This is a genomic window from Bacillus sp. M6-12 (genome assembly GCF_002860285.1).
Classification (GTDB): domain Bacteria; phylum Bacillota; class Bacilli; order Bacillales; family DSM-1321; genus Peribacillus.
Genome location: NZ_PGVF01000025.1, coordinates 41491 through 55566, shown reverse-complemented (window position 1 = coordinate 55566; position 14076 = coordinate 41491). Strand labels below are relative to the sequence as shown.

Here is a 14076-nt window from a genome sequence, read left to right as displayed (position 1 = left end):
GCACTGGCAGCTTCCTTGAGCCAGCACACCTTTAGAATAAGAGAGAAAATTAAAGTCAAACGGCATTATTAGTCGCTGCCATTCCTTTTCTATTTTTCTTTGGAAGCATTCTATATGTGAAAACAATGATTCGGGAAAAAAAGAATCTCTCTTTTAAATATATATCTTGGGGTTATCATTCCGGAATTATCGGACTTTGGACGCTCACAGGCCACTGGATTGTCATGCTAGCCTTTTTGCCAAGCCTGATAAGGGCTGTCTGCCTATACGGGAAGAAAATCTCGGTTATGAAGGTAGGCATTTATGTGTTATTTTTTGTGATAATGGCTGTCTCCATCATGGTGCAGTGAACAAGCAAAAAAATACTCCGGCCAAGTGGCCGGAGTGCTTTTTTATCAGCTAGTAAATCAAAATTAACTTATTCAATATTACATAATTCAATCGGACAGTTTTCACAATCAATCTCAGTTTTGAGAAAGTCCAGATCGAAAATGGTGATCAATCCTTTATCAATCGAGAGAATATTGTTTTTTCTTAAATCACTCAGGAGCCTGTTCACGACTTCTCTTGAGGTCCCGCAGAAGTTTGCAAGTTCCTGATTGGTCAGAGGGAGGTCGATCATGATTCCTGAGGGGGTGCTGACACCATAGCTGTTGGATAAGCGGATCAGTGTTGAATACAGGGCTCCCTTTTTTCCATGGAGCACCAAATCCCGGAATTTTGTCTGGGACTTTCTGTATTGGACTGACATCCACTTCATAAACTCGAGAGCCAGACCGTTGTTTACCGTTAATTTCTCTTCCAGGACATTTTTAAAGATAACCCCGACTTCTGCCTCCTCGACCACTTTTGCATTCATTAAATATTTTGGAGCTTCCGTAAACAGGATGAGCTCACCTACAAGGTCCCCTTCTTTGCATATCCGCAGTGTCAGTTCTCTGCCGTCAGGAATAATTTTACTCACCTGAACCTTGCCGCTGAGCAAAAAATAGAGCTCATTTGTGACAGAGCCTTCCTGGAATAGATAGGCACCTTTTTCTGCTTTTCTAATATGCTGAAGAGAATGAAGCAGGTCTTGAAGTGGTGCTGATAAAGAATTTTCTGATTGCAGCATATAATAACCACCTTTAAAAGGTACATTGGCATCGAATGGAAGTTAAATAGTTCAATAAGCCTGGATATCGTCTTGGACTAGTGACTAAAAAATGACTACTTTATAGATTAAAAATCAAAATCCATTTTCAGTCAACAGGCATGATAATATTTTACCATATTTATAGTGTAAATACTTATCGGGACGAACTTAAATTCTGAATGATAAAAAATTTATAAAAATACATTTGCATTTATTTTTATTCAATTTTATAATGGTTAACAATAGATCTACTAGAAGCAGCATTAAAAAAATTTTTCGATTAATTAGACAAAAAGGAGTGGGTTCCGTTTGCGAGTGTCAATTATTGGTGCGTCAGGTTATGGAGGGCTGGAATTAATACGGCTGTTAACACATCACCCGCATTTTCATTTAGAATCGCTCCATACATCCTCCAAGGCAGGGGTCCCAATATGGGCAGAAGGCAATCATTTGGCCCACCTTCCATACATACTAGAAGAAATTAATCCTGAAAAAATCGCAAAAACATCAGATATCGTCTTTCTTGCAACTCCAACGGGAATATCAAAGACACTGGCGCCAAGCTTCCGTGAACTCGGAGTTAAGCTCATAGACCTATCAGGCGATCTGAGGTTAAAGAAATCAGGCGAATACGAAAAATGGTATAAAGGCACATCTGCACCAGCGGAAATCATAAATGAGGCGGTTTATGGATTGTCGGAGTGGAATCAGAAGGCGATTGAGAAAGCCAGTGTTATTGCGAACCCAGGCTGTTATCCCACCGCAACTCTGCTGGGCTTAGCGCCATTATTCACCGAAGGGCTTGCTGAAACAAACGATATCATCGTAGACGCGAAATCTGGTGTTTCAGGAGCGGGGAAATCACCTAGCGCCGTTACCCATTTCAGTGAAATGAATGACAATTTCAGAATTTATAAAGTACACCAGCACCAGCATATTCCGGAAATCGAACAGCAGCTTCATGAGTGGGCAGGAGAAATTGAGCCAGTTTCATTTAATACCCACCTTGTGCCGATGACTCGGGGAATCATGGCGACGATGTATGTAAAATTAAAGCGGAAAACTACTACAAGTGAACTGCTAGAGTTATATAAAACTGCCTATGAAAGCCACCCATTTGTCAGAATTCAGCCAGAAGCCCATTTTCCTTGTACCAAACAGGTATATGGTTCCAACTTTTGTGATATCGGCGTAGCCTTTGATGGGCGGACTAATAAGGCAACAATCGTATCGGTTATTGACAATTTAATGAAGGGAGCAGCCGGCCAGGCTGTTCAAAATGCAAATATTCTTATCGGTGCAGATCCATCTGCAGGGCTGATGCAAGCACCGCTATATCCATAATTTCGGGAGGAAGAAGATGAAAACATTAAATCCGGTTGAAAGTATCCAACATATACAGGCAGGAAATATCTTATCTCCGGAGGGATATAGTGCAGCCGGAGTGCATGCAGGCTTACGATATTCCAAAAAGGATATGGGAGCAGTTTTATCTGAAGTGCCGGCATCCTGTGCAGCTGTTTATACACTGAACACGTTCCAGGCGGCTCCGCTCGCTGTCACGCGGGAAAGTATATCTCAAGAAGGGAAAATTCAGGCTGTAATCGTAAATAGCGCCTGTGCTAACGCATGTACCGGTGAGCAGGGCTTGGCAGATGCCTATGAAATGAGAGAGGCGGCAGCCCAAAAGTTTACCATCCCCAACCACTATGTTGCGGTGGCTTCGACCGGAGTAATTGGTGAATATATGCAAATGGATAAAATAAAACAGGGAATCCAGGCGATGGTTCCAAATAATGATGTTTCAAGCGCCAATGATTTTGAGGTAGCCATCCTGACAACAGATACGGTTACTAAAAATTGCGGATATGAAGCAGAGATCGATAATAAAAAAATAAAAATGGGCGGTGCAGCAAAGGGTTCGGGTATGATCCATCCAAATATGGCTACAATGCTTGGATTTATCACAACAGATGCTTCCATTGAGACGGCTGATTTGCAGGCAGCGTTATCATCAGTTACGGATGAAACCTTTAATCAAATTACGGTGGATGGAGATACTTCCACAAATGATATGGTGCTTGTAATGGCAAATGGAAAAGCTGGAAATAAGCCGCTGAATGCAGAACACCCGGATTGGGCAGTCTTTCTGACATTGCTTAGAACTACATGCGAGGACTTGGCAAAGCAAATAGCCAAAGACGGTGAAGGGGCGACAAAGCTGATCGAAGTGAAAGTCCAGGGCATGGGAACACAAAAGGAAGCACGCCAAATCGCGAAGACGATTATTGGTTCCAACCTTGTAAAAACAGCTGTTTACGGATCAGATGCTAACTGGGGAAGAATCATTGGGGCAATGGGCAGAAGCGAAGTCGCATTTAATCCTGACAAAGTAAGCATTTCATTCGGTAATATTTGCCTTCTGGATCATGGTCGCCCGATTGCGTTCTCTGAAAAGGATGCCAAGGCTTATCTGGACCAGGACAATATCGTCATCAATGTGTTCCTTGAAGAGGGAAAAGAGGAAGGCATAGCATGGGGCTGCGACCTGACTTACGATTATGTTAAAATCAATGCCAGCTATCGGACTTAGGAGAGAGCAAATGAATAAAATTCTGACGGTAAAATGCGGAGGAAGCATCATTCATGAACTATCTGACACTTTTTTTGAGAGTTTAAAAGAATTGAAGGATTTGGGCTATTGTCTTGTTTTTGTGCATGGCGGCGGTCCGGATATTAATGAGATGCTTTCAAAGGAAGGCATTGAGCCGGTGTTTATAAATGGTCTTAGGAAAACGACAAAAGAGGTTTTAGGTATTGCGGAACTTATCTTGTCGGGTAAGACAAACCGGTGCCTGGTGGAAAAGCTCGAAAGCCATGGAATACCTGCTATAGGATTGAACGGGTCGGACTGCGGAATATTTCAGGCCAAATTGATTGACGAAACCGCGCTCGGGGCAGTTGGTCAGATCACAAACGTCCATACAGAAGTCCTTGGTGCTTTGCTTGAAAAAGGAGTAACACCTGTACTGACACCTATTTCCTCAACAGGATTAGGAAAGAAGGCAAATGTAAATGCCGACATGGCCGCAGGAGCAGCAGCAAAGGCATTGAACTCTGAAATGTGCCTGTTTGTTACGGACGTTAAAGGGGTGCTGATTGAGAGAGAAATTCAGAAACGTTTAACAAAAACCGAAACAGATTCGTATATTAACGACGGAAAAATATATGGCGGCATGATTCCAAAGGTAAATACCGCACTTGCTGTCCTGGATCAGGGTGTAAGGGATGTCATGATTGTGAGCGGCAAGGAACGATTTTTCCAAAATGGTGAATTTATCGGAACGAAATTTGTAAAAGAAGAGAGGGTAATGAATTGAGCGCACTTTTTCCAACCTACCAAAGATGGACTATAGAGCCGGAATCAGCCGAAGGATGCTGGCTGACCAGCACCGAAGGAAAAAAGTATCTGGACTTTACATCCGGTATAGGGGTTCTGAATTTAGGGCACCGGCACCCGGCAGTACAGCAGGCGGTTCAAAAGCAGCTCGATCAGTACTGGCATACATCGAATCTTTTTAAAAATTCACTGCAGGAGGATACCGCATCCCTTTTGGCAGAACTGTCAGGTCTGGATCAAGTGTTCTTCTGCAATAGCGGTGCAGAAGCAAATGAAGCTGCTATGAAGCTGGCAAGGAAGGCAACGGGCCGTTCGAAAATTGTTACCTGCCAGCAATCTTTTCATGGAAGAACGTTTGCGACCATGGCGGCCACCGGCCAGGAAAAAGTAAGAAATGGTTATGGAACCATGCTGGAAAGCTTTGAATACATTCAGTTTAACAATCCGGAAGCAGTGAAAAATGCTGTTGATAAAGATACTGCTGCAATCATGCTGGAAATTATCCAGGGTGAAGGCGGAATTCATATAGCTTCAAGTGAATTTCTCCAAGCGATTCAAACTATTTGTAAACAGACAGGTGCCTTGATCATCATTGACGAGATACAAACAGGCATAGGCAGAACTGGTAAAGCATTTGCCTTCCAGCACTATGAAATCGAGCCTGATATCATCACAGCAGCAAAGGGGCTTGGAAATGGGCTGCCTGTTGGTGCAATGATCGGCAAGCAAGAACTGCAGGAGTTTTTCGGACCTGGCAGCCATGGTTCCACTTTTGGCGGCAACCCTGTCAGCATGTCGGCTGCAAAAGCTACATTAAATGAATTAAAAAAAGCCGGTTTTATTGAAAAAATTAATGAAAATTGCGAATATCTAATCCGGCAATTAGAAGACAAATTGCAAGAGTTCCCATTTATATCTGAAATTAGAAGCAAAGGGCTAATGATTGGAATTCAGTTAACATTAGAAGTTGCGCCTTTCTTGGTTTCCCTTCAGGAAGAAGGAATGCTGGCATTGCCGGCCGGACAGAATGTTCTTCGGTTATTGCCGCCGCTGACTGTGGAAAAGCATGAAATTGACGCTGCAGTTAATATGATTGCCCTTGCTGCTATGAAACAAGTATCTATCAGCCATTAAGGCTGAAATTTATGAGTTAAAATGAATAAAAATCATTTTTTATAAATAATTATACATTGTTAGAGGTGGAAAAATGAAAGGCTATATACACTTGGCAAATGGTGCTTCCTTTGAAGGAGAATATATTACCAAACCCAAAGAAAAGGATATCTGTGGAGAAGTCGTCTTTTTTACCGGGATGACGGGTTACCAGGAAGTATTGACAGACCCATCCTACAAAGGGCAAATAGTTGTCTTTACTTACCCCCTTATCGGAAACTACGGAATTAATCGCGAAGACTTTGAAAGCAAAAAACCGCATGTTGCTGGTGTTATAGTCTACCAGGGAAATATGCATTATTCACACTTCCAGGCACAATCCTCCTTAAAGGAGTACTTGGACTCATGGGGAATCCCATTGCTTGGCGGTATAGATACAAGGGCCTTGGTGAAGCAGATCAGAAAAGAAGGCTCGATGACGTCCGTCCTTTCATTTTCTGAAACACCAAATGCATATCTTCTAAACACCAAGGGTTTAAACGAAACAGTGCCAAAGGTGTCCTCAAAAGAGATTGTTTCATATGGCAAAGGAAAATACCATATTGTTTTAATGGATTTTGGATATAAAAAATCGATTTTGGATTCACTTCTTTTGAAAGGCTGCAAAGTTACAGTTGTTCCTTACGATATCTCATTTGAAAAGGTCAAATCGTTATCCCCGGATGGTGTACTGCTATCTAACGGCCCTGGGGACCCGAAACAGCTGACCCATTTGATCGGGAATATCAGGGCTATTCTAAGCACCTTCCCGTCCATGGCTATTTGCCTTGGCCACCAGCTGACTGCCTTAGCCTTTGGGGGCGATACAAAAAAAATGCTATTTGGGCATAGGGGTGCGAATCAGCCTGTTGTTGATATCCAAACGAAGCGCGTATTTATGAGCTCACAGAACCATAGCTATGAAATTGAAGAAGAAAGTCTTAAAGGTACACCGCTGGCTGTCCGTTTCCGCAATGTTAATGACGGTTCGGTTGAAGGTCTGTCCCATAAAAGCCTTCCTATATTAACTGCTCAGTATCATCCTGAGGCTAACCCGGGCCCGGCAGAGAGCCTGAATTTATTCGAAGAATTTCTGCAAACAGTAAAAGACACAAGCTGGAGAGATAAAGTCTATGCCTAAAGATCAATCAATCAAAACAATCCTTGTCATCGGATCTGGCCCAATTGTCATCGGGCAGGCCGCAGAATTTGATTATGCAGGTACACAGGCGTGTGTGGCCTTAAAAGAAGAAGGTTATAAGGTTGTTCTGGTTAACAATAACCCTGCAACTATCATGACTGACGATCTAAACGCGGATGTCGTGTATTTCGAACCGCTTACCCACGATGTCCTGGCAAAAATTATTGAAAAGGAAAGGCCTGACGGCTTATTAGCAACATTGGGAGGGCAGACCGGGTTAAATCTGGCCTATCAGCTCCATGAGGCAGGTACTCTCGATAAATTTGGAGTGAAACTGCTGGGCACACCGATTGATTCTATTAAAAAAGGGGAGGACAGGGAGCTGTTCCGGAAACTGATGATGGAAATAAATGAACCAATCCCGGAAAGCATGATTGTCCATACACTTTCAGATGCTGTACAATTCGCTGGAAAAATCGGTTTTCCAATCATTGTTCGCCCCGCTTATACACTTGGCGGAACTGGCGGCGGCATTGCACAGACAATGGATTCTTTTAAGGAACTTGTCAGGGGAGGACTCCAGGAAAGTCCAATAACACAATGTCTAATCGAACGAAGCATTGCCGGTTATAAGGAGATTGAGTATGAAGTAATGCGCGACAGCAATGGTACCTGTATCACTATTTGCAATATGGAAAACATTGATCCGGTAGGGATTCATACAGGGGACTCGATTGTTGTGGCACCTTCCCAGACGCTGACTGACGATGAATATCATATGCTGCGTTCAGCATCGATCAAAATCATTTCCGAACTTGGGATCATTGGAGGCTGCAATATTCAATTTGCTCTTGATCCGCACAGCAAGCAATATTACTTAATTGAAGTGAACCCGCGTGTCAGCCGTTCTTCAGCGCTCGCTTCAAAGGCAACAGGGTATCCAATTGCTCGTATTGCTGCAAAGCTTGCAGTAGGTTATCACTTGTCTGAATTGAAAAATCCGGTAACCCAGAGTACGTATTCAAGCTTTGAGCCAGCCCTTGATTATGTAGCGGTTAAATTTCCGCGCTGGCCGTTTGATAAGTTCACTGGAGCGAATAGAAGACTTGGCACGCAAATGAAGGCAACAGGTGAAGTAATGGCCCTCCACCGCAATCTGGAAGGAGCCCTTCAAAAAGCTGTCGATTCATTGGAATTAAAAACAGCGGGGCTGCAGCTTCCTTCCCTATTCAAAAAAACAGTCCAAGAGCTTTGGAAGCTTGTGACAGAAAGTACCGATGAAAGATTTTTTGCGGTAATGGAGCTTCTTAGAAGAGGCGTTACACCGGAGAAAATCCATGATGCAACTACAATTGACTATTTTTACCTTCATTGCTTCGCAGGGCTTGTGTCACTGGAAAAAGAGATAGCCGCAACAAGCTTAAATAAGGTTACCAAAGCGGAAATGCAGCTTTATAAAGAAAAGGGATTTTCGGATCGTTATTTAGGAACCGTTTGGGATGTGACGGAAGAGCTTGTCCGCCATAGCAGGATTAACCTCGGAGTAAGGGCAGTATATAAAACAGTTGATACGTGTGCAGCAGAATTCAATTCATTTACCAATTATTTTTATTCGACCTATTTTGGAGAAAATGAGCAAATTGCCTCGGATAAACAAAAGGTTCTGATCATAGGAAGCGGTCCAATACGGATTGGTCAGGGCATAGAATTTGATTATTGCTCTGTTCATAGTGTCTATACACTAAAACAGGAAGGCATTGAAACCATACTGATCAATAACAATCCTGAAACAGTAAGTACTGATTATGCAACGGCAGACCGCCTGTACTTTGAGCCTCTTACCCTGGAGTATGTCATGAATGTGATAGAAGCTGAGGGGATTACAGATGTTATCGTGCAGTTTGGCGGACAGACGGCGCTTAATCTTGCTGACAGTTTGGAAGCGCTGGGCGTGAATTTGATTGGTACCTCCTGTGATATTGTTGATCAGCTTGAAGATCGCAAACGTTTTTATCAGCTTCTGGAGGGGCTTGATATCCCGCATATTCCTGGCACGATGGCAGACAGCGAGAGTCAGCTGCTAGAGAAGGCTAAAGCAATCGGATATCCTGTCCTGCTGCGCCCTTCTTATGTAATTGGCGGACAGGGAATGGAAGTATTTATTGATGAAACCAGTCTGGAGACCAGATTGAAAACCGGAAATGAGCTGGCATTTCCCGTATTGATTGATTCTTATCTTCCTGCTAAAGAGGCTGAAATTGATTTAGTGGCAGATGGAGAATGTGTTTATATTCCACTGATAGCCGAACACGTTGAGCGTGCTGGTGTACACTCCGGCGACAGCATGGCAATTCTCCCGGCCCAATCACTATCAGCAGAGGTAAAAGAAAAAATGGTTCACTATTCAGAAAAAATCGTCCGTGAAATAGATTATAAAGGATTAATGAACATTCAGTTCGTTATTGATGGGGATACAGTCAATGTTCTTGAAGTAAATCCAAGAGCCAGCAGAACGGTTCCGATAATCAGCAAAGTAACCGGTGTACCGCTTGTCCAAATTGCGACAAAAATATTGCTTGGGAAATATACTGTGTCGAATATCTTCTCCCATACAGGGCTTATGGAGGAAATTCCATATACAGTCGTTAAGTATCCAGTGTTTTCAACCTTTGCCCTAAGCGGGATGGATTCAAAAATCGGTCCGGAAATGAAATCAACAGGTGAAGGAATCGCCATTGGCGTAGGCAGAAAAGAGACAATGGCTAAGGTATTCCATAATCATCGCAGGCAGTGGCATGGTAAAAACGGTATTTATATTTCAGCCTCCTCGGTTAAAAAATCCCGTTCAATGCATGATGAAATAAATAATGCAGGCCTTAACATAAATAATCAGGACTTTGAAGGCTGGCTGAAGGAAGGCAACGGTTCTATCGTCCTTGCCTTCGGGAATACAGAGGAAGATAAGCAGCTCCGCCTTATTTCTGCAAAGTACCGCTTGCTTGCTTTTTCGGAGCCAGAAACCTTTGAAGCTTATCTGGAGACTGCTCAAACAGGGGAACTTAACGTCTTCCCTCTTCAAGAGTGGCAGCGAAAACAACCAAAGGGAGTGATGTACCTATGACAATTGCATCAATTCCAGCAGCCAAAATACTTCAGCAGAAAGATTTTCTTTCTATAGCCGATATCTCAGGTGAAAAAATAACCCAGCTGTTAAAGCTGGCAAAACTAATTAAAGCTAAACATACACTAGGTGAGAAATATTTGCCGCTTCAAGGCAAAACACTCGGCATGATCTTTGAAAAGTCGTCTACCCGTACAAGAGTATCCTTTGAAGTTGGAATGTTGCAGCTCGGAGGCCATGCACTTTTCTTGAGCAGCAATGATATCCAGCTTGGCAGGGGGGAAACAGTTTCTGATACGGCTAAAGTCCTTTCCCAATATGTGGATGGGATTATGATCCGTACATTTGAGCATGAAAAGGTAACAGAGCTGGCAGCGGAAGCGAGCATCCCAGTCATTAACGGATTAACAGATCTTTCTCATCCATGTCAGGCGATGGCAGATTTACTGACTATCCAGGAAATTAAGGGAACACTTAAAGGATTGAAGATGGCCTATGTTGGGGATGGGAATAATATGGCCCATTCATTAATGATGGCCTGTGGGAAAACAGGTATAGATTTTGCAATTGGCTGTCCAGAAGGTTATGAACCAAATAGCCAAATTGTTGAACTTGCAAAGGAGGCGGCGGCAAAATCAGGCTGTAAATCTGAAATATGCCGTGACCCTAAGGATGCCGTAAAGGATGCTGATATCATCTATTCCGATGTCTGGACCTCAATGGGCCAGGAGGATGAAAATGAAATTCGCCTTAAGGCATTTAAGGAGTACCAAATTAACAGTGAACTTGTAAAACACGCAAAGGAAGATTATATTTTCCTTCACTGCCTTCCTGCCCACAGGGAGGAAGAGGTAACTGGAGATATTATTGATGGACCAAATTCAGCTGTATTCCACCAGGCAGGCAACAGGCTTCATGCCCAAAAAGCAATCTTAGCTGATTTGCTCGGATAATATTATAGAGAAACCGATCCGTATGGCTCCATGCCATACGGATTTTGTATTATTCGGCTCCATTTTGCTTTTCTTACATGAACATTCATTCTTCAGGAAAAAATAATTGTGCAGCAAACCAAGGGGGTGTTGACATGGGACAAAATCATCAATTTAAAGCCGGCCAGAAGGCTCCGAATAATGGTGTATATATTGAAATTGGCGAAACGGGGAGCAGTGTATCAAGCCCGAAAATGGTGAAATTAAGCGCCGGTGACAGATTTCCGGAGAATACGAATCACAATCGGATCTGGACTTATCATCATCAGCAGCGAAATTTAGATTAAAACAAAAGTAGTTCACTTTTTTCAAAATTCTTTTAAAAAACCTTCTGTTATGTTCTGATAAAAAATCAGAATGTACAGCCAGGTTTTTTTGTATTTGGGTAAAATTTTAAGAGCAAGGAGACTTTATTATTTTATTTGCTAATTAAAATTTGTATAATAAAGCTAAAGTCAAAAAAGGTCAAATTAATATATAAATTCATAACTCTCAATTTAATGGAGGCTATGAAAATGAATATGGAAAACATGACGGAGAGAGTACAGGAAGCATTTATCCTGGCTCAGAAGAATGCTCTTGATCGTCGACATCAACTGTTAACAGAAGCACATTTGATACTGGCGCTCGCTTCGCAAAATGAAGGATTATTAAAAAGGCTGCTGTCAGAAGTTAATATGCCCGCAGAAGAGCTTCAGAATTTCTTAAAGAAAGAATTAAACAAGCTGCCTCAAGTAACTATCTCTAATGAAAGCGAGCCAAATCTATATATATCACAATCTTTGCAGAGGCTGCTCGAAGTAGCAGAGGAAGAAAAGAGCGGTTTGGATGATGAATACTTATCGGTAGAGCATATTTTACTTGCAGTATTAAAGGAAGCACATCCTATATCCGCAAAACTTACGGAAAGAAAGCTGACGTACCAGGCTGCCATCAATATTCTTAAAGAAATAAGGGGGAATCAAAGAGTGACTAGCCAAAATCCTGAAGGTACCTATGAAGCATTAAAGAAGTATGGGAGAGACCTGGTTGAGGAAGTAAAAGCAGGGAAGCTGGATCCCGTTATTGGCCGCGATGCCGAAATAAGAAATGTTATCAGGATATTATCCAGAAAAACTAAAAACAATCCAGTTCTGATAGGGGAGCCAGGAGTTGGGAAAACGGCAATTGTCGAAGGCTTGGCAATCCGGATAGTGAGAAGGGATGTACCAGAAGGGCTAAAGGATAAAACTATTTTTTCACTCGATATGAGTGCCCTGGTGGCTGGTGCGAAATTTCGAGGAGAATTTGAAGAGCGCCTTAAGGCAGTTTTAACTGAAGTCCGAAAAAGTGAAGGAAAAATAATTCTTTTTATTGACGAGCTTCATACGATAGTAGGAGCCGGCAGGACGGATGGCGCGCTGGATGCCGGCAATATGCTGAAGCCAATGCTCGCCAGGGGAGAGCTTCATTGCATCGGAGCTACTACCCTTGATGAATTCCGCCAGTATATTGAAAAAGACGCTGCTCTTGAACGGCGTTTTCAGCAGGTGCTTGTGCAGGAACCGGATATTGAGGATACAGTGTCAATTCTCAGAGGGTTAAAGGAGCGGTTTGAGATCCACCATGGAGTACGTATCCATGACCGGGCGCTTGTAGCCGCATCTGTTTTATCAAACCGTTATATTACAGAACGGTTTCTGCCGGATAAAGCAATTGATCTTGTCGACGAAGCCTGCGCGATGATTCGGACCGAAATAGATTCGATGCCAACAGAACTGGATGAAATCACTAGGAAGGTCATGCAGCTTGAGATAGAGGAAGCAGCACTGAAGAAAGAATCTGATGAACGAAGCATGGAACGGCTGGACACATTACAGAAGGAGCTTGCAGAAATGCGTGATAGCGCAAACAGTATGAAGGCGCAATGGCAAATGGAAAAAGCTGCGCTTCAAACTGTCCAGGATAAACGTGAAAATCTGGAACGTCTGCGCCGGGAACTGGAGAAGGCGGAGAATGAATACGATTTGAACCGTGCCGCCGAGCTTCGCCATGGTAAAATACCATCGTTGGAACGGGAACTCCAGGAAATGGAAGAAGAGATAGAAAAAACGAGATCAGAATCTGTTCTGCTCCGGGAGGAAGTAACAGAGGACGAGATCGCTTCCATTGTTGCAAGATGGACGGGGATCCCCGTAGTAAAGCTTGTGGAAGGCGAGCGGGAAAAGCTTCTTCGGCTGGCAGGTACGCTCCGAAAGCGAGTCGTCGGACAGGATGAAGCTGTGGAGCTTGTAGCTGATGCCGTTTTGCGGGCCCGTGCTGGAATTAAAGATCCCAATAAGCCGATTGGCTCGTTCATCTTTCTAGGCCCGACCGGAGTCGGTAAGACAGAATTAGTTAAGGCGCTGGCCGAGTCCCTTTTTGACAGTGAAGAACATATTATTCGGATTGATATGTCGGAATATATGGAGAAGCATTCGGTTTCCCGCCTGATTGGAGCTCCTCCTGGATATGTTGGATACGAAGAGGGAGGCCAGCTTACGGAAGCAGTCAGAAGACAGCCGTACTCAGTCATTTTATTGGATGAGATTGAAAAGGCACATCCCGAGGTGTTCAACCTACTGCTGCAAATGCTGGACGAGGGAAGGATTACCGACTCTCATGGGAGGACTGTGAATTGTAAAAACACTGTCATTATCATGACTTCCAATATCGGTTCCCAGCACCTGCTTGAGGGAAGGAATTCCGAAGGGGAAATCAGTGAGGAAGCTGCGGATCGGGTGTTTTCTGAGCTAAGGCATCATTTCCGTCCTGAATTTTTAAACCGGATTGATGATATTGTGCTTTTTAAGCCTTTATCACAAACGGAAATTAGCCGTATTGTCGATAAAATGGTCCTTGAATTGCAAAAAAGGCTAGAAGAAAAAAGTATAACGCTTGTTATGAATGAAAATGCCCGTGATTTTATTGTAAGGGAAGGGTATGATCCTGTGTATGGAGCCCGGCCGCTAAAACGATTCCTCCAAAAGCATGTCGAGACTAAGTTGGCCAGGGAGCTTATTTCTGGGAACATCAAGGATAACGGAACAGTAGAAATCGGGTTGAAAAATGGAGAAATAATGATTAGCCAGAATCCTGAATAATGCCTAAAAAAAC

11 protein-coding genes are annotated in these 14076 nt (G+C 43.1%); 10 read left to right on the top strand and 1 reads right to left on the bottom strand.

Annotated elements, in window-relative coordinates; genetic code table 11:
• Positions 1 to 116 precede the first annotated feature (116 nt).
• On the top strand, positions 117 to 350 hold the full coding sequence (locus CVD28_RS22490; protein ID WP_101596901.1) for a hypothetical protein: 234 nt from the start codon (positions 117 to 119) through the stop codon (positions 348 to 350).
• Positions 351 to 418: 68 nt separating this feature from the next.
• On the opposite strand, the gene CVD28_RS22485 is transcribed toward CVD28_RS22490, so the two are convergent.
• Complete coding sequence (locus CVD28_RS22485; RefSeq protein WP_101596898.1) at positions 419 to 1114, bottom strand: Crp/Fnr family transcriptional regulator; 696 nt, start codon at positions 1112 to 1114, stop codon at positions 419 to 421.
• Between the two features lie 330 nt (positions 1115 to 1444).
• Between CVD28_RS22485 and argC the strand changes: the two genes are divergently transcribed.
• The 9 genes from argC to clpB all read left to right on the top strand — a co-directional run bounded on the left by argC (position 1445) and on the right by clpB (position 14063).
• The gene (gene argC, locus CVD28_RS22480; RefSeq protein ID WP_101596895.1) at positions 1445 to 2479 is read left to right on the top strand and encodes an N-acetyl-gamma-glutamyl-phosphate reductase; all 1035 of its coding nucleotides are present in this window, start codon (positions 1445 to 1447) and stop codon (positions 2477 to 2479) included.
• Positions 2480 to 2495: 16 nt separating this feature from the next.
• Positions 2496 to 3728, top strand: a complete 1233-nt coding sequence (argJ, locus tag CVD28_RS22475) for a bifunctional ornithine acetyltransferase/N-acetylglutamate synthase (RefSeq protein WP_101596893.1) — start codon at positions 2496 to 2498, stop codon at positions 3726 to 3728.
• Between the two features lie 10 nt (positions 3729 to 3738).
• Positions 3739 to 4515, top strand: coding sequence for an acetylglutamate kinase (gene argB / locus CVD28_RS22470; protein ID WP_101596891.1), 777 nt, complete (start codon positions 3739 to 3741; stop codon positions 4513 to 4515).
• Positions 4512 to 5669, top strand: coding sequence for an acetylornithine transaminase (locus CVD28_RS22465; protein WP_101596889.1), 1158 nt, complete (start codon positions 4512 to 4514; stop codon positions 5667 to 5669). Before argB ends, CVD28_RS22465 begins: the two co-directional genes overlap by 4 nt.
• A gap of 73 nt (positions 5670 to 5742) precedes the next feature.
• The gene (locus CVD28_RS22460) at positions 5743 to 6828 is read left to right on the top strand and encodes a carbamoyl phosphate synthase small subunit (protein ID WP_101596887.1); all 1086 of its coding nucleotides are present in this window, start codon (positions 5743 to 5745) and stop codon (positions 6826 to 6828) included.
• Positions 6821 to 9949, top strand: a complete 3129-nt coding sequence (locus CVD28_RS22455) for a carbamoyl phosphate synthase large subunit (protein ID WP_101596885.1) — start codon at positions 6821 to 6823, stop codon at positions 9947 to 9949. Before CVD28_RS22460 ends, CVD28_RS22455 begins: the two co-directional genes overlap by 8 nt.
• A complete protein-coding gene (gene argF / locus CVD28_RS22450; RefSeq protein ID WP_101596883.1) occupies positions 9946 to 10902 on the top strand; it encodes an ornithine carbamoyltransferase in 957 nt (318 codons plus the stop codon). Before CVD28_RS22455 ends, argF begins: the two co-directional genes overlap by 4 nt.
• A 134-nt stretch (positions 10903 to 11036) precedes the next feature.
• The gene (locus CVD28_RS22445; RefSeq protein ID WP_101596881.1) at positions 11037 to 11228 is read left to right on the top strand and encodes a YjzC family protein; all 192 of its coding nucleotides are present in this window, start codon (positions 11037 to 11039) and stop codon (positions 11226 to 11228) included.
• Positions 11229 to 11456: 228 nt separating this feature from the next.
• Entirely contained in the window at positions 11457 to 14063 is a 2607-nt protein-coding gene (gene clpB / locus CVD28_RS22440) for an ATP-dependent chaperone ClpB (RefSeq protein ID WP_101596879.1), read from the top strand.
• Positions 14064 to 14076 lie beyond the last annotated feature (13 nt).